Annotated in this window: 15 protein-coding genes; 5 read left to right on the top strand and 10 right to left on the bottom strand. The window is 66.8% G+C overall.

Annotation, left to right across the window (positions count from 1 at the left end; all coding sequences use genetic code 11):
• Nucleotides 1-109: 109 nt before the first annotated feature.
• The 4 genes from AC1KAR_RS19955 to AC1KAR_RS19940 form a co-directional block, all read right to left on the bottom strand.
• Nucleotides 110-1315 (bottom strand): ABC transporter substrate-binding protein, encoded by a 1206-nt coding sequence (locus AC1KAR_RS19955; RefSeq protein ID WP_480320998.1) that lies wholly within the window; start codon nucleotides 1313-1315, stop codon nucleotides 110-112.
• 30 nt (nucleotides 1316-1345) lie between these two features.
• Nucleotides 1346-2050, bottom strand: a complete 705-nt coding sequence (locus tag AC1KAR_RS19950; RefSeq protein WP_480320996.1) for an ABC transporter ATP-binding protein — start codon at nucleotides 2048-2050, stop codon at nucleotides 1346-1348.
• A 94-nt stretch (nucleotides 2051-2144) separates the two neighbouring features.
• On the bottom strand, nucleotides 2145-2918 hold the full coding sequence (locus AC1KAR_RS19945; RefSeq protein WP_480320994.1) for an ABC transporter ATP-binding protein: 774 nt from the start codon (nucleotides 2916-2918) through the stop codon (nucleotides 2145-2147).
• 10 nt (nucleotides 2919-2928) lie between these two features.
• A complete protein-coding gene (locus AC1KAR_RS19940) occupies nucleotides 2929-3726 on the bottom strand; it encodes an IclR family transcriptional regulator (RefSeq protein WP_480320992.1) in 798 nt (265 codons plus the stop codon).
• Nucleotides 3727-4028: 302 nt separating this feature from the next.
• Here AC1KAR_RS19940 and AC1KAR_RS19935 point away from each other — a divergent pair, with 302 nt between their 5' ends.
• The 3 genes from AC1KAR_RS19935 (at nucleotide 4029) to AC1KAR_RS19925 (ending at nucleotide 5856) form a co-directional block, all read left to right on the top strand.
• On the top strand, nucleotides 4029-4568 hold the full coding sequence (locus AC1KAR_RS19935) for a cytochrome b (RefSeq protein ID WP_480320990.1): 540 nt from the start codon (nucleotides 4029-4031) through the stop codon (nucleotides 4566-4568).
• Nucleotides 4569-4585: 17 nt separating this feature from the next.
• Nucleotides 4586-5143, top strand: a complete 558-nt coding sequence (locus AC1KAR_RS19930) for a YceI family protein (protein WP_480320988.1) — start codon at nucleotides 4586-4588, stop codon at nucleotides 5141-5143.
• A gap of 146 nt (nucleotides 5144-5289) precedes the next feature.
• On the top strand, nucleotides 5290-5856 hold the full coding sequence (locus AC1KAR_RS19925) for a YceI family protein (protein ID WP_480320986.1): 567 nt from the start codon (nucleotides 5290-5292) through the stop codon (nucleotides 5854-5856).
• Nucleotides 5857-5992: 136 nt separating this feature from the next.
• Here AC1KAR_RS19925 and AC1KAR_RS19920 read toward each other — a convergent pair whose 3' ends face one another.
• The 5 genes from AC1KAR_RS19920 to AC1KAR_RS19900 form a co-directional block, all read right to left on the bottom strand.
• Nucleotides 5993-7750, bottom strand: a complete 1758-nt coding sequence (locus AC1KAR_RS19920; RefSeq protein WP_480320984.1) for an ATP-binding protein — start codon at nucleotides 7748-7750, stop codon at nucleotides 5993-5995.
• A gap of 230 nt (nucleotides 7751-7980) precedes the next feature.
• Nucleotides 7981-9495, bottom strand: a complete 1515-nt coding sequence (locus tag AC1KAR_RS19915) for a methyl-accepting chemotaxis protein (protein ID WP_480320982.1) — start codon at nucleotides 9493-9495, stop codon at nucleotides 7981-7983.
• Between the two features lie 148 nt (nucleotides 9496-9643).
• Nucleotides 9644-10048, bottom strand: a complete 405-nt coding sequence (locus tag AC1KAR_RS19910) for a hypothetical protein (RefSeq protein WP_480320980.1) — start codon at nucleotides 10046-10048, stop codon at nucleotides 9644-9646.
• A 10-nt stretch (nucleotides 10049-10058) separates the two neighbouring features.
• Entirely contained in the window at nucleotides 10059-11252 is a 1194-nt protein-coding gene (locus AC1KAR_RS19905) for a hypothetical protein (protein WP_480320978.1), read from the bottom strand.
• A 224-nt stretch (nucleotides 11253-11476) separates the two neighbouring features.
• Nucleotides 11477-12244 (bottom strand): MHYT domain-containing protein, encoded by a 768-nt coding sequence (locus AC1KAR_RS19900; RefSeq protein WP_480320976.1) that lies wholly within the window; start codon nucleotides 12242-12244, stop codon nucleotides 11477-11479.
• A 251-nt stretch (nucleotides 12245-12495) separates the two neighbouring features.
• Between AC1KAR_RS19900 and AC1KAR_RS19895 the strand changes: the two genes are divergently transcribed.
• Nucleotides 12496-13776 (top strand): glutamate-5-semialdehyde dehydrogenase, encoded by a 1281-nt coding sequence (locus tag AC1KAR_RS19895; RefSeq protein WP_480320974.1) that lies wholly within the window; start codon nucleotides 12496-12498, stop codon nucleotides 13774-13776.
• 42 nt (nucleotides 13777-13818) lie between these two features.
• On the opposite strand, the gene AC1KAR_RS19890 is transcribed toward AC1KAR_RS19895, so the two are convergent.
• Nucleotides 13819-14625, bottom strand: a complete 807-nt coding sequence (locus AC1KAR_RS19890) for an inositol monophosphatase family protein (protein ID WP_480320972.1) — start codon at nucleotides 14623-14625, stop codon at nucleotides 13819-13821.
• A gap of 47 nt (nucleotides 14626-14672) precedes the next feature.
• Here AC1KAR_RS19890 and queC point away from each other — a divergent pair, with 47 nt between their 5' ends.
• On the top strand, nucleotides 14673-15425 hold the full coding sequence (gene queC, locus AC1KAR_RS19885) for a 7-cyano-7-deazaguanine synthase QueC (RefSeq protein ID WP_480320970.1): 753 nt from the start codon (nucleotides 14673-14675) through the stop codon (nucleotides 15423-15425).
• Nucleotides 15426-15830: the final 405 nt, after the last annotated feature.

The following is a 15830-nucleotide window of genomic DNA, read 5'->3' as shown; positions in this document are numbered from 1 at the left end:
CTCGCACCTGCGAAGCAAGGTGCCCATCAAACAACACCCGCGGAACCGGCTTTGCCGGTCCGCCAGGTGGCGCCCCCTGGGGGCAGGAGCGAGAGCGACTGGGGGGCTTTTATTTCCAGAGCGCGCACTTGCTCTCGGCCTTGGTCGTCCAGGCCTCTTCGCCCTTGAAGGTCTGGACCACCTTGTAGTAGTCCCACGGTTCGGTCGACTCCTTCGGCGTCTTGACCTGCATCAGGTACATGTCGTGCACCATGCGGCCGTCGTCGCGGATGAAGCCGCCCTTGGCGAAGATGTCGTTGATCTTGGTCTTCTTCATGTGGGCGAGCACCTTGTCGGCGTCGTCGGTGCCGGTGGCCTTCACGGCGCCGAGATAGTTCGCCGCGACCGAGTAGTCGGCCGCCTGCAGCGACGAGGGCATGCGCTTGATCTTCTCGAAGAACTTGCGGCTCCAGGCGCGCGTCTCGGCGTCGCGGTTCCAGTACCAGCTGTCGGTCAGGTACATGCCCTGGGTGGCATTCAGGCCCAGCGAGTGCACGTCGTTGATGAACATCAAGAGGCCGGCCAGCTTCATGGTCTTGGTGATGCCGAACTCGTTGGCCGCCTTGATGCTGTTGATGGTGTCGCCACCCGCATTGGCCAGGCCCAGGATCTGCGCCTTGCTCGACTGCGCCTGCAGCAAGAAGGAGGAGAAGTCGCTCGCCGACAGCGGATGCTTCACCGAGCCCACGATGGTGCCGCCCGCGGCCTTGACCACCGCCGAGGTGTCGTTCATCAGTTGCGCGCCGAAGGCGTAGTCGGCCTGCAGGAAGTACCAGCTCTTGCCGCCGGCCTTCACCACCGCGTTGCCGGTGCCCTTGGCCAGCGCCACGGTGTCATAGGCCCAATGCACGGTGTAGGGGTTGCACTGCTCATTGGTCAGCGCGGAGGTGGCTGCACCCACCGAGATGAAGAGCTTCTTCTTCTCGGCCGCCACCTTCGCCATGGCCAGGCTGGTGCCCGAGTTGGTGCCGCCGATCAGCATGTCCATGCCCTGGGTGTCGAACCACTCGCGCGCCTTGGCGGCCGCGATGTCGGGCTTGTTCTGGTGGTCGGCCGTGAGCAGCTCGATGGTCTTGCCGTTGACCTTGCCACCAGCATCGGCAATCGCCATCTTGATCGCCTCGATGCCGGCCGGGCCGTCGATGTCGGAGTACAGGCCCGACATGTCAGTGATGATGCCGATCTTGATCACGTCACCCGAGACCTGCGCCTGCGCAGGGGCGAATGCGGCGGCGCAGGCCAGCGAGCTGGCGGCGGCGATGTGCTTGAGTTTCATGGTGTCTCCTTCAGGGTGGGGTGGGAGGGGTCAAACGCCGAGGTACTCACGGAGTTGTTCCATGCGATCCGGCAGTTGCGACTGGGTGAACTCTTGAAGAATGCGGCCGTGCTCCATCACGAGAAAGCGGTCGGCCAGAGGCGCGGCGAAGCGGAAGTTCTGCTCCACCATCACGATGGTGTAGCCCTGCTTGCGCAAGGCAGTGACCATCTCGGCGAGCTTCTGCACGATCACCGGGGCCAGGCCCTCGGAGATCTCGTCGAGCAGCAGCAGCTTGGCGCCGGTGCGCAGGATGCGCGCCACCGCCAGCATCTGCTGCTCGCCACCCGACAGGCGGGTGCCCTGGCTGGACGCGCGCTCCTGCAGGTTGGGGAACATGTCGTAGATCTGCGCGATGCTCATGCCGCCTTCGGCAAGCCGCGGCGGGAGCATCAGGTTCTCTTCGCACGAGAGCGAGGAGAAGATGCCGCGCTCCTCGGGGCAATAGCCGATGCCCAGGCGCGCGATGCGGTGCGTGGGCAGGCCGATCACCTCCTGCCCCTTGACCCGGATGCTGCCCTTGCGCGCGCCGATCAGGCCCATGATCGCGCGCAGCGTGCTGGTGCGCCCCGCGCCATTGCGGCCGAGCAAGGTGACGACCTCGCCCTCGTCGACGTGGAAGTTCACGCCGTGCAGCACGTGCGATTCGCCGTACCAGCCCTGCAGCTCGCGCACTTCCAGAAATCGATTGCTCATCCTGCGAACCTCTGTTGCTCGATCGGGTCAGGCCGCCCCAAGGGCAGGCCTGCGCCCCCTCGGGGGGCAGGAGCGAAGCGACGTGGGGGCTCCATCAATGTGCTCCTTGCAGTTCGGCGTGTGCCGTGCCCATGTAGGCCTCCATCACCGCCGGGTCCTTGGACACCACGGCGTAAGGGCCCTCGGCCAGCACCGCGCCACGCTGCAGCACGGTGATGGTGTCGGCGATGCTCGCCACCACGCTCATGTTGTGTTCCACCATCAGGATGGTGCGCTTGGCCGACACCTTCTTGATCAGCGCGCGGATGCGGTCCACGTCTTCCAGGCCCATGCCCTGCGTGGGCTCGTCGAGCAGCATCAGCTCGGGCTCCATCGCGAGCGTGGTGGCGATCTCGAGCGCACGCTTGCGGCCGTAGGCGAGGTTGACGGTGGGGGTCTCGGCGTAGTCGGCCAGGTCGACCTCACGCAGCAACTCCATGGCGCGCTCGTTCAGCACATGCAGCGAGCGCTCGGGCTTCCAGAAGTGGAACGAGGTGCCGAGCTTGCGCTGCAGGGCCACGCGCACGTTCTCGAGCACGCTCAGGTGCGGGAACACTGCCGAGATCTGGAACGAGCGGATGATGCCGCGCCGCGCGATGTGCGCCGGCCGCTCGCCGGTGATCTCCTTCCCGTTGAAGACGATCTGCCCCGACGTCGGCGAGATGAAGTGCGTGAGGAGGTTGAAGCAGGTGGTCTTTCCGGCGCCGTTGGGGCCGATCAGCGCGTGGATGTGGCCGCGCTTGACCTTCAGGTCGACGTTGTTGACCGCAACGAAGCCCTTGAACTCCTTCGTGAGCTTGCGCGTTTCGAGAATGATGTCGTCGCTCATGGGGGGTGACTCATCTGGTCTTGGCTTCGGGGGTAGCGCCCAGGCGCTCGGATAGGCGGCGGGCGAGGTCGATGACGGTGTCGCGCTGCTGCGCCACGAAGCGCGTCTTGAGGCCGGCCTTTTGCATGCACACGCCCAGGCCGGCCACCACCTCGCCCGACGCGCCATGCACCGGCGCGGCCACGCAGTACACGCCCTGGCGCACGTTCTCGTCGTCGATGCTGTAGCCCCGTTCGCGCGTTGCGGCCAGCTCCAGCAGCAGGTCGGTGCGGCGCATGGCCGGCAGGCTCAGGTAGGCAGGCAGGCGCGCGGCGGGAAAGAGCTGCCGCACCCAGGCCTCATCGTGAAAGGCGAGCATCGCGCGGCCGGTGGCGGCACGGTGCGCTGGCAGGCGCATGCCCACGCTGAATGACATGCCGAGCGGGCGCATGCCGTTGCGCACGCTCACGTAGATGACGTCGGTGCCGTCGAGCACCGAGAGGATCAGCGTTTCTTGCGGCGGGCTGCCCAGGCTCGCCCACAGGCGCTCGAACTCCTGCGCCGGCGTGGTCGCTTCCGCGAACGCATGAGCCAGGCCCATCACGCGCGGACCGATGTAGAAGGCGCCGTCGTCCTGGCGGCGCAGGTACCCCAAGGCGGCCAGCGTGTTGCACAGGCCATGCACGCTGCTCTTGGGCAGCGACAGGCTGGTGGCGATGCGGGCCAGGCTCATGGGCCCGCGCTCGCGCTCCAGAAGGTCGAGCAAGGCCATGGCGCGCGCCACCGCCGGCACGAGAGCTGGCTTGGTGTCTTGAGGGGGGGTGGCCACGGCAGCTTGCATGCGATGCGGATGGGTGAAGGCCCCGGATTGCAGAGGAACGGCGGCGAATTCGTTCAACTGGCTGAACTCCGTTCAGTCAATTGAACCGACGAAAGCCGAGTCTAGGAGCGGCCACCCCGCTGGCAAGTTGCGCCAAACCCGAACTAGGGAAAGCCCGAGCCTGCCCATGCACTCGCACCTTGGTGCAAAACCCCGATCCCCTGCGGCCTTTGCGAACGTTCAAAAATTTGAAGGCTCACAACAAGGGCAATGAATCGCTTTGAACGCTGCGTCCGTAGAGTCCGGTACTCATGAACACGCCCACCGTCACCCGCTACAGCGCCGTCGCCATCGGCTTTCACTGGCTCCTGGCGCTGGCCATCGTGGGCGCCTTCTGCATGGGCGTGTACATGAGCGACCTGCCGTTCTCGCCGCAGCGCCTGAAGTACTACAACTGGCACAAGTGGGCGGGCGTGACGATCCTTGCGCTCTCGGCCCTGCGCTTGCTCTGGCGCCTGACGCACCGCCCCCCACCCGACCTGCCGGCACCGGGCTGGCAGCAGCTTGCCGCGCATGCCACGCACTGGGCGCTGTACGCGCTGTTCTTCGCGGTGCCGCTGGTGGGCTGGGCCTACAGCTCGGCCGCAGGCTTCCCCATCGTGTGGTTCGGCGTGCTGCCGCTGCCTGATTTCGTGTCACCCGACAAGGCGCTGGCCGAAGCCATCAAGCCCTGGCATGGTTACCTTGCCTACACCCTGGCGGTGCTGGTGCTGATGCACGTGGCCGCCGCCCTCAAACACCAATTCATCGACCGCGACGGGCTCATCGGCCGCATGTCGCTGCGCGGTTGAAAGGACCGCCCCACCCCATGAAGAACCTCATCGCATCCGTGCTGCTCGCAAGCGTTGCCTTCGGCGCCGCCGCGCAGCAAAAGCTCGTGCCCGCGCAAAGCGAGATCGCCTTCACCAGCCGCCAGATGGGCGTGCCGGTCGAGGGCAAGTTCAAGAAGTTCGATGCGCAGATCGCCTTCGACCCCAAGAAGCCCGAGGCCGCGAAGATCGCCTTCACGGTGGATCTGGCCAGCGTGAGCTTCGGCGCCACCGAGACTGAAGCCGAGGTCGCGAAGCCCGACTGGTTCAACACCAAGGCCTTCCCGCAGGCGAACTTCCAGTCGACCACCGTCAAGGCCACCGGCCCGGGCAAGTACGAGGTCGCCGGCAAGCTCACGATCAAGGAAGCGAGCCAGAACATCGTGGTGCCGGTGGCGCTGGCGCAGGCGGGCGGCACGACCACCGCCACCGGCGGCTTCACGCTCAAGCGCCTCGACTACCGGATCGGCGATGGCGACTGGAAAGACACCTCGATGGTCGCCAACGAGGTGCAAGTGAAACTGAAGTTCGCGCTGACCGGCGTGGGTAGTCTTTAGCCCCCCAGTCGCTTCGCTCCTGCCCCCAAGGGGCGCCGCCTGGCGGCCCGGCAGAGCCGGATCCGCGGGCGTTGCTTGATCCCACCCCCCGATCCACCACCGATCCACCACCGATTCACCACCGCTTCACCACTAGGAAGTCAACCATGACCAAGACCCTGCTCGCCACCGCCCTCCTCGCCGCAGCCGGCTTCGCGCAAGCCCAGAACGCCACCTACGCGATCGACCCGACACACACTGCCGTGACCTTCGAGGCTCAGCACTTCGGTACCAGCACGATCCGTGGCCGTTTCGACAAGAAGGAAGGCAGCGTGACCTTCGACAAGGCCGCCAAGAGCGGCAAGGCCGAGATCACGATCGACATGAGCTCGGTGAGCACCGGCGTCGGCCCGCTCGACGGCCACCTGAAGAGCAAGGATTTCTTCAACGCCGCCGAGCACCCCACCGCCAAGTTCGTGGGCGACAAGTTCGTCTTCAATGGTGACAAGGTGGCCACGGTGGCGGGCTCGCTCAGCTTCCTGGGCAAGACGCAGCCGGTGACGCTGACCGCCACCAATTTCAACTGCTACCAGAACCCGATGCTCAAGCGCGAGGTGTGCGGCGGTGACTTCGAGACCACCCTCCAGCGCAGCGCGTTCGGCAACAGCTACGGCCTGCCGGGCATCCCGGACAACATCAAGCTGCTGATCCAGGTGGAGGCGGTCAAGCAGTAAGGGGCCACGCGCCCGCGGCGGGTTGAGCGGGCCTTCGATACCTCAGGCTGAACGGTCATGAAGTGTTCGCAGGCCACCTTCCGCTCGGCTTGAAGTATCGAAGGCCCGCTCCGCCCCCGCCATCACGCCGACGTCATCACGCCGGCACCAGATGCCGCCGCAGCATCGCCCTCAACTCCTCATCGCGGAACGGCTTGGCCAGGTGGTCGTCCATGCCCGCTGCCAGGCTGTGCTCCCGGTCGCCTTGCAGCGCATTCGCCGTGAGCGCCACCACCGGCGTACGCGGCAGACCCTGCTCGCCTTCGTGCTCGCGCATGCGGCGCACGGCCTCGAAACCATCCATCACCGGCATCTGGCAATCGAGCAGCACGAGGTCGGGCGGATGAGCGCGGAATGACGCCACCGCCTGCAAGCCGTCTTCCACCAACTCGACGGTGAGCCCCAGGTTCTTGAGCGCAGCCTCGGCCACGAGCGCGTTGACCGGGTTGTCTTCAGCGACCAGCACCCGCCCGTGCAGCGCCGCCGGGGCTTCGGTGTGATCGACCTCGGCCTGCGACAGCGAGGCTTCAGCCGCCGGCGCAAGATCGACGGTCACGGTGAAGCATGAGCCACGCCCTTCCTGGCTGGTGCAGACCAGATCGCCGCCCATGGCCCGCGCCAGTTCGCGCGCGATCGTGAGCCCGAGCCCCGTGCCGCCGTAGCGGCGGGTGAAGGAACTGTCGGCCTGGTGGAAGGCATCGAAGATGCGCGGCAGCTCGTCGGGCGCGATGCCCACACCGGTGTCGTGCACGGCGATGCGCGCACGGCCCTCGCGATGGCGCGCCACCACCGTCACCGCGCCCTCTTCGGTGAACTTGATCGCGTTGCCGACCAGGTTGTGCAGCACCTGGCGCAGACGTGCCGGGTCGCCTCGCACATGGCAGGGCCGCGGCATGTGCAGCCGCGCGCTGAGTTGCAGACCCGACTGGAATGCCGACGGCACCGACAGCGACACCACGTCGTCGATGAGCGCGGCCAGGTCGAACACCTGCGGCGAGAGCCGCGCCTGACCGGCTTCGAGCTTCGAGAAATCGAGGATGTCGTTGATCAGCGTGAGCAGGTGCTCGCCGGCACGATCGATCAGCGCGAGCTGCTCCGCGGGCTCGGCTGGCTTTTGCTTTTGCAGCAGGCGCGTGAGGCCGAGGATGCCGTGCAGCGGCGTGCGCATCTCGTGGCTCATGGTCGCGAGGAACTGGCTCTTCACCGCGCTTTGCCGCTGCGCAAGGCGCAGCGCCTCGGCGCGCTCCTCGGCGATGCGGTCGGTGGTGAAGCGCAGGGAAAGCAACTCGCGAATGCGGGCCTCGCCGCGCCGCGCCTCGATCATCACCAGCACCAGGAAGTTGAGCATGCCCAGGCCGACGAACAGGCCGAAGCGGCTGCCGGTGTGCAGCGAGTACGCAGCTACCGGCACCATCATCGAGGCCAGGAACGCCGCCACATGTCGAAAACTCGGCTGCAGCACGAAGGAGCCGACGGCCGCCACGCCGACCAGCGCGGCAAGCAGCAAGGCGGTGAGGTAGGGCTGGTTCGTCGGCGCCAGCCACAGCGTCACCAAGCCCCAGGTGAAACCATCGGCCAGCAGGATGGCGCTGAAGCTTTGCCGACCGAACCAGTCCAGCGTCGACCTGTTGCGAAAGAACTGGTGCGTGAGCGCGAGCCGCCACCCCGAGACCACGCAACGCGTCGCGAACCAGACCCAGCAGGCCGTGTCGTTCACGTACGGCAACAGGCCCATGCAGATCAGGAGCGCGAACGCCATGCCTGACAGCGTGGTGACCTGCGAGCGCTCGAACAGCATCACCATCTGCGCCTGGGTGACGCGGCCATCCAGCTCAGCTTGCTGAGCGGCCGTCATAGCTGGCGACATGGACACAGCCCCGCGCATCGAACGCCTCACACCCCGGACCACAGATGGCTCGATTATCTGGAGCCACCCTTCATTCGCCCCCCGGGCTTGCGAGCGCAGCCATGCGATTGATCACGTTTGCGCGGTGTTTCTGCACTGGCGTGCAGCACCTCGCGTTGCGCGAGAAGCGCGAAGCCTCGCCAGGGCGGGGCTTCGTGAGCCGGGGCTCGCTTACGGCCTCAGGCGTGCGCCACGCGGAATCGCGCCACCGCCTGGGCCAGCAAGCTCGCCTGCTCTCGCAGGCTCTCGGCCGCGGCCGAGCTTTGCTCCACCAGCGCGGCGTTCTGCTGCGTCATCTGGTCGAGCTGCGCCACCGTGCCATTGACCTGGCCGATGTCGCTGCTCTGGGCGTTCGATGCCTCGGTGATCTCGCCGATGATGTCGGTCACTCGCTTCACCGAGTCGACGATCTGCGTCATCGTGGTGCCGGCGTCCTGCACCAGGCGCGAACCTGATTCGACACGATCGACGCTTTCACCGATCAAACCCTTGATCTCGCGCGCGGCCTGCGCGCTGCGCTGTGCGAGGTTGCGCACCTCGCCCGCCACCACCGCGAAGCCACGGCCTTGCTCGCCCGCGCGGGCGGCCTCCACCGCGGCGTTGAGCGCGAGGATGTTGGTCTGGAACGAGATGCCGTCAATCACGCCAATGATGTCGGCGATCTTTTTCGAGCTGGCGCTGATCTGCTCCATCACCTGCACCACCTGCCCCACGACCGCGCCGCCCTTGGCTGCAACGCCCGAAGCCGAACTCGCGAGTTCGTTCGCGCCGTGCGCCGATTCGGCGGTGTGGCGCACCGAGCCGGTGAGCTGCTCCATGGAGTTCGCGGCCTGCTGCAGGTTCGAGGCGGTGCGCTCGGTGCGCTGGCTGAGGTCGAGGTTGCCGGTGGCGATCTCGCTGGATGCGGTGGCGATCGAGTCGCTGGTGATGCGTATCTGAGCCACCATGTCGCGCAGACCGGTCGTCATCTGCACCAGCGCCGCCTGCAGCGATTCTGCGTGCACGCCCGCCTTGACCTCGTAGGCGAGTTCGCCCGAGGCAATGCGCTTGACGGCCTGACGCAGGGTGTCGGGCTCCTCGCCCAGGTCCTTCCAGACCGAGCGCACGATGACCCACGACGCCACGCCGAGCGAAAGCAGCACCACCAGGCCGGTGGCCACGGTGGCAATGAGGCTCAGGCGCACACCGGCGGCGGCGGCTTCGTAGCGCGCATCGACCGTGGCCCTGGCCTGCTCCTTCGCCGACGACAGTGCCTTGTCGAGCGCACCTTGCGCCGCTTGCATCTGCTGCACCCGCGCCATGCCGTCGGGTGCCTTGTCGATCATGCCCTTGGCGGCGGCAACAGCGGCGGTCTGGTACGCATCGAAGGCGCCGCGCAGGGCCTGCGCATCCTGCGACTTGCCATCCAATGCCTGAGCCACATCCAGGGCCCCGTGGCCTGACTTCACCAGCGCGGCAATCTCGGTCAGGCGCTCGGCATCACCTTCTGCGGCCGCGGTCTGCACCGTCAGCCGCACGTTCTCGGTGATGCGGTCGATCTCCGTGACACGTGCGAGGTAGGGGTCGTCCACGTTGCGCAATTGCGTGACACCGGCCGACAGCCGGGCACCGATCGCCGCACTGAGGATGACGCCGACGATCAGCACGATCGCTGCGCTGGCCGGGAGGCTCCAGATCTTGGTTCGAAACTTCATGACGAATCCTGTGAACACTTCTGGCCAGGGCGAGGCCGGGCGCTTTTCTGCCATGTGCGCATGTTGGCGCCGGGCCCTGGCATGGGTCGCCGGGAAACGCACCCGATGGCGGTGCATTTCCGGCGACCTCGGTCCGCGTCGAGCGCGCTCAGTTGAGCGTGGACAACACCTTCACCGTGCCATCGACGGCTGACTTCTCGATGTAGCCCACCGCCTTCGGGTCGGCGGCCACGGCCTTCTTCACGGCTGCTGCATCACCCGCCTCCTTCGGTGGCTGGGCCTTGCCCGAGAACACCAGGCGCGACCACGCGGCCTTCACCTGCGCTGCATCGCGGCCAGTGGCCTGTTTGTAGAAGTCGGCCCGCAAGGGCGACGACTCGGGAAGGTCCACGGGCGAGAAGCTCTGGTTCTTGCCGAGAAAGACATCGGCAACCTGCTCCTTGCTCAGGCTGCCGGCCGAGGGGTGGCCGATGACCACGATCTCGGCTGCGAAACCTGCGCCCGAGAGCAGGGCGAGCGCGGCGGCCACGACGAATCCTTTGCTGCTGTTCATCGTTGGCTCCTCAGAATACGAAATCGACGCCGAGCGACACGACGTTCGCGGAGCTGCCGTTGGCGAAGTTCCAACCGGGGCTGGTTTTCAGGCGGCCAGTGGACTGGTCACCCGTTTGCACGTGGTCGTACTGCAGCTTGAGAGCGATGTTCTGGTAGGCATCCCAGCGCAGGCCGACCGAGCTTGTCTTCTGCGTCGGCGTGACCTGGTACAGCAGCGTGTTGATCGCGCCATTGAGGAAGCCGCCTTGCGTTTCGTCCTCGATCTGCGCCTTGACCTCGGAGTGGATCAGGTAGGGCGTGAACTTGCCGAAGCGGTAGCCGCCGGCCACGTACCAGGCGCGGCTGTCGGAAAGGATGGCATCGCCGCTGTAGCTGACGAACTCACCCAGAACAAACCAGTCGCCCGGGTCGTACTGAGCGCCCAGCGCAATGGCGTGGGTGCTCATGTCGCTCGTGTCGTACTTGGCCAGCATGTCGGTCTCGCCGAGTGCGCGCATGCCGTTGTAGAGCGGCGCGAGGGCGTCGAGCTGCAAGTCTTCCTTGAGGTAGGTGTAGGCCGCGCGCAGCGTCAGGGAGCCGATCTCGACGGTGTCGTTCACGCCCCAGCTCGTCGTGGCCTTGGCGGTGCCACCACCGGACACGTCGACCTTGTTTGTGCCGTAGTAGGCCTGCACGGTGTTCTGCGCGGAGCCGATGGCGCTGCGGTAGGTGGCGTCGATGCCGTCATTGCTGGTCAGCGGCAGCACGCCATAGACCTCCAGGGGCGGGCGCGCCCAGGCATGGGCGTATCCGACCAGCCGAGATTCGGACATCAGGTAGGCCGGCAGCGCGATGCGGCCCGCGCGCAGGCTGAGCGAATCGATGGGCTTGTAGGTGAGGTTCGCCCACTCGACCTGCGGCGTGTACGACGAGTCGTACTGGTACTGCGAGATGACCTGCAGCACAGCAGACCACTGCGGTTTGAAGACGGCGTTGACTTGTGCGCCGAGCTTGCTGTCGGGGGTGAACGACGTCGCGTTGGTGTGGCCCGCGCCGTTCGGCTGGAACGGGGTGCCAACGAAGTCGGCGGTGTTCAGATCCGAGTGCACCGCAGACGCTGTGCCGAAGCCGCTGAAGCGGAACTCAGGGTCTGCGTGGGCGGCGCCTGCGCCCAGGGCGAGGCAGATCGCGGCCACCACAGGCCGCAGGGGAAATGATTTCATGAAGGAGCTTTCAACATCAGTGCGGTCATGCACGCAATGTTTTTCGACTGTTCCCTCTAACGATTGAGAGCTCCGGCGAAAACCTCTTCGCCTGATTCGTGACGGATGCGGCAGTCCCGATGCCTATCGCGACGCCCGCATGCGAGAAAGGCGCAACGGCTTCGTTTGCCACTGCGCCTTTCATTCGTCGTGGGGGCAACGCGGCTGCGTTGCATCAGAGGTGCTCAGCTCGCCGTCGCCCGCTCCGCGTTCGCGGCCTGCAGGCGCTGCATCAGCACATCGAGCGCGATCATGCAGGCGATGCCGATGGCGACAAAGCTCACATAGAAGCCGAGGTCGGTCGGCTTGATGACGCCGGGCAACCATGCGTCGCGGTTGGCCGTGGTGCATACCACCGAGGCCGCGCCCATGCCGGTGTAGTGCATGGTGCACACCGCAGCACCCATCAACAGCGCCGCGCCGGTGCGGTGCAGTTGGCCGCGGGTGTGAAAGGCCAGCCACAGCGCCGCCGTGGCGGCCACGATGGCGATCACGACCGACAGCGCGACGACGGCCCAGTCCCAAGCCATGAAGCCGCCGAAGCTCATGGCATACATGCCGAGGTAATGCATCGCGGCCACGCCCAGCCCGGCCAGCGGGCCCGCGATGAAGAGGCGGCGCCACTCGAACTCACGCGCGCTGGCGATGTAGCCGAGCGCCGCCGCCGACACGGCCACGGCAGCCAGCAGCGACACCAGGGTCTCCAAAGGGCGATACCCAACGCTCAACGGCACCTTGAAGGCCAACATGCCCAGGAAGTGCATCGACCAGATGCCCACGCCGCCGAGCGCCAGTCCGGCCAGAAAGATGTTGACCTTGCTCACCACGCCGGCGCGGCGCTGCATGGTCGACGACGTGACCCACAGCGCGGTGTAGGCACCGGCGGCGGAGACGAGAAACGAGAGGATCACACCCCAGGTGTCGTAACTGGCGGACAGGATTTCGGGTTGCATAAGAGGTGGGTACTGCGTACTGCGAAGAGGCGATGGAGGGCCGGCGCGGGCAGGCCCACCGGTGCGAGTGGCGCGATGGTTGGCCCTCGGCGCCTATGCGGGTATACCCTCAATGAGGGGGTCGGCGCACGCAGAGACTTCGGGTGTGCAATGCGCACGCTTCGCAGGCGCGCGGTGGCGGCCACCGCCCGGCCGGAACGCGAACTCCGTCACGCCCACGCGCCCATGCATTCCCTGGGAGAATTCGCCCCATGACCTCGAACGATCTCCAAGCCGTGGTCGCCCACATGGGCGCGGCCGCCCGTGCCGCCAGCGCCCGCATGGCGGCGGCCTCCACCCACGCCAAGAACGACGCCCTCGTGGCACTGGCCCGCCTCCTGCGCGAAAGCGGTCAGCCGCTGGCCGATGCGAACGCCAAGGACATCGCCGCTGCCGAGGCCGCCGGTCTGGCCGCCCCGATGGTCGACCGCCTGCGCCTCACCGACAAGGTGATCGCCACCGTGGCCGAAGGCTGCGAGCAGATCGCCGCCATGCCCGACCCGATCGGCGAGATCACCGGCGTGAAGCGCCGCCCGAGCGGCATCAGCGTGGGCCAGATGCGCGTGCCGCTGGGTGTCTTCGGCATGATCTACGAGAGCCGGCCCAACGTGACCATCGAGGCCGCCTCGCTCGCCATCAAGAGCGGCAATGCCTGCATCCTGCGCGGCGGCTCCGAGGCCATCCACTCGAACCTGGCGCTCTGGAAGTTGGTGCAGGCGGCGCTCACCGAAGCTGGTCTGCCAGCCGATGCAGTGCAACTCGTGCAAACCACCGACCGCGCCGCTGTCGGCTACCTGATCGCATCGCCCGAGTCGGTCGACGTGATCATCCCCCGCGGCGGCAAGGGCCTGATCGAGCGCATCAGCCGCGAGGCGCGCGTGCCGGTCATCAAGCACCTCGACGGAAACTGCCATGTGTATGTGGATGCCGCGGTCGACATGGCGCTGGCTCTCAAAGTCACCGACAACGCCAAGACGCAGAAATACAGCCCCTGCAACGCCGCCGAATCGCTGCTGGTGCACGAGGCGGTGGCGGCCGAGTTCCTGCCGCAGATCGGCGCCGTGTTCGCCGCCAAGGGTGTGGAGGTACGCGGCGATGCCACCGCGCTCGCACTGCTGAACGGCGTGCCGCAGATCAAGCTCGCCGAAGCCACCGAACAGGACTGGAGCGAGGAGTACCTCGCGCCCGTGATCAGCGCCAAGGTGGTGAAGAACCTCGACGAAGCCATCGCGCACATCAACCGCTATGGCTCGCATCACACCGATGCGATCCTCACCACCAACCACCCGAACGCGATGCGCTTCCTGCGCGAGGTTGATTCGGCCAGCGTGATGATCAACGCCAGCACACGCTTCGCCGACGGCTTCGAGTACGGCCTGGGCGCCGAGATCGGCATCAGCACCGACAAGTTCCACGCGCGCGGCCCGGTGGGTCTGGAGGGGCTGACCTCGATGAAGTGGGTGGTGCTGGGTCAGGGCGAAGTTCGCACCTGACTGGGAGACACCCAGCACGAGCGCCGCGGCTGAGGCGCTGAGCTACAGCAGCGCAGCGCGTACGTCGCGCCAAAAGGGTTCGTCGACCGCCGCGAGCAAACCCACGCCCTCGTCGGCTGCACGGTACGCGCCGCCGTCAAAGCGCGCGACATGGCCACCGGCCTCCTGCAGCAACAGGGCCCCGGGCGCGTGATCCCAGGGCAGCGTGCGGTAGAACAACGCGAACTGCTGCTGGCCCGTGATGATCGCCGGGTACTCCACGCCCGCGCAGCGTTCACCCGGCAAGACCTCGCCCACGGCGGCACTCCCAGCCTCGACGCGCTGCTTCAGTTCGGGCGGCAGGAAGCGCGTGAGTACCGCGCCCCGCGCGTGTTCGAGCGGCGCGCGCTCCGGCGGTACGCGCATGCGTTGCCCGTCGCGCTGGCAGCCACCGCCGCGCTGCGCACGCCAACGCTCGCCCGACACCGGGTTGAACACCCAAGCCCCCACGGCTTCGCCATCGATCAGCAATGCGGCCATCAGCGCGAACACCGGCCGGCCCGCCACGAAATTGCTGGTGCCATCCAGCGGATCGACCAGCCACACCCGACCTTCGTCCATCCCGTGAAGCAAGGCTGGGTTGGCGGCGCAGGCCTCTTCACCCACCACGCGCGAGCCAGGGAACAGCGCCAACAATCCCTGCTCGATGAGGGCCTCGGCCTCACGGTCGGCCACGGTGACGAGTTCGTCCTTGGCCTTCTCGATCACGTCGCCATCGCGCAGTTGGCGAAAACGTGGCATCACCGCCCGATCGCTGGCCTCGGCCAGCAGGGGCAGCACCTGATCGAACATCGATTCGAGGGGCAGCATGCCGAAATCATCGCACTGCGCGGCGTGCCCTTCGCTAACATCCTGCGATGACCACGCCCCGCCGCGCACTCGTCCTCTTCTCGGGTGGACAGGATTCCACCGTCTGCCTGGCCTGGGCGCTCGAGCGCTACAGCTACGTCGAGACCATCGGCTTCGACTACGGACAGCGCCACGGCGTGGAGCTGGAGTGCCGGCTGGCGGTGCGTTCGGCGCTGTACACCCAGTTCCCGGAATGGGGCGGGCGGCTCGGCGACGATCACCTGATCGATCTCTCGCTGCTCGGCCAGATCTCCGACACGGCGCTCACGCAGGAGCGCGAGATCGAGATGAATTCGAGCGGGCTGCCCAACACCTTCGTGCCCGGTCGCAACCTGCTGTTCTTCAACTTCGCCGCCGCCGTGGCCTACCGCCGCGGCCTCAACGTGCTGGTGGGCGGCATGTGCGAGACCGACTACTCCGGCTACCCCGATTGCCGCGACAACACGCTGCGCTCGCTGCAGGTGTCGCTGAGCCTCGGGCTCGATACGCAGATGAGCATCGAGACCCCGCTGATGTGGCTGGACAAGGCACAAACCTGGTCGCTCTCGGCCGCGCTGGGTGGCGAGGCGCTGAACGAACTGATCGTGGAGAACACGCACACCTGTTACCTGGGCGATCGCTCGCGTCGCCACGACTGGGGGTACGGGTGCGGGCACTGCCCGGCGTGCGCGTTGCGGGCGCGCGGATTCAAGGCGTGGCGCTCGGCGAGCCATGTGCAGACGGCTTCTTCGTTTGCGGCGACGGATCGGATGGGGTTGTAGGCGCCTGGCGGCGCGGGTGGCGCGCGGGAGCATCGCCAAAGTGCTGCGCAATCTGCCGCGCGCACGGAGCCACAGCGATCAGCGATCAGCGACCAGAGCGCTCGCGAACCACCACCCGCTCAGCCTGAGGTTTCGAAGGCTCGTGCTGCTCTTCGCATGTCTTGTTCACTGCGTGAGGCCGCGCCGGGGTTTCGGCCCGGCGGCCGAGTTACTTTCTTGTGTCGACAAGAAAGTAACCAAAGAAGCGAGCCCTGCCTCCTCGGCCCTCGCTGCGCGAGGGCTGCCTTGCGCTGCTCGGTCTTGGTGGGCGGGGCAGAAACTCGCTCCGTCGCCTGCGGCGACTGCGCTCAAACATCTGCCCCAAGTCAGTTGTGGATGCGCGCTGCGCGCGCGCCCACCAAGCCC

The sequence above is a fragment of the Piscinibacter sp. PDB1-1 genome (assembly GCF_056675995.1).
The sequence above is the reverse complement of the archived record's forward strand: the minus strand, read 5'-3'. Positions and strand labels throughout refer to the sequence as shown.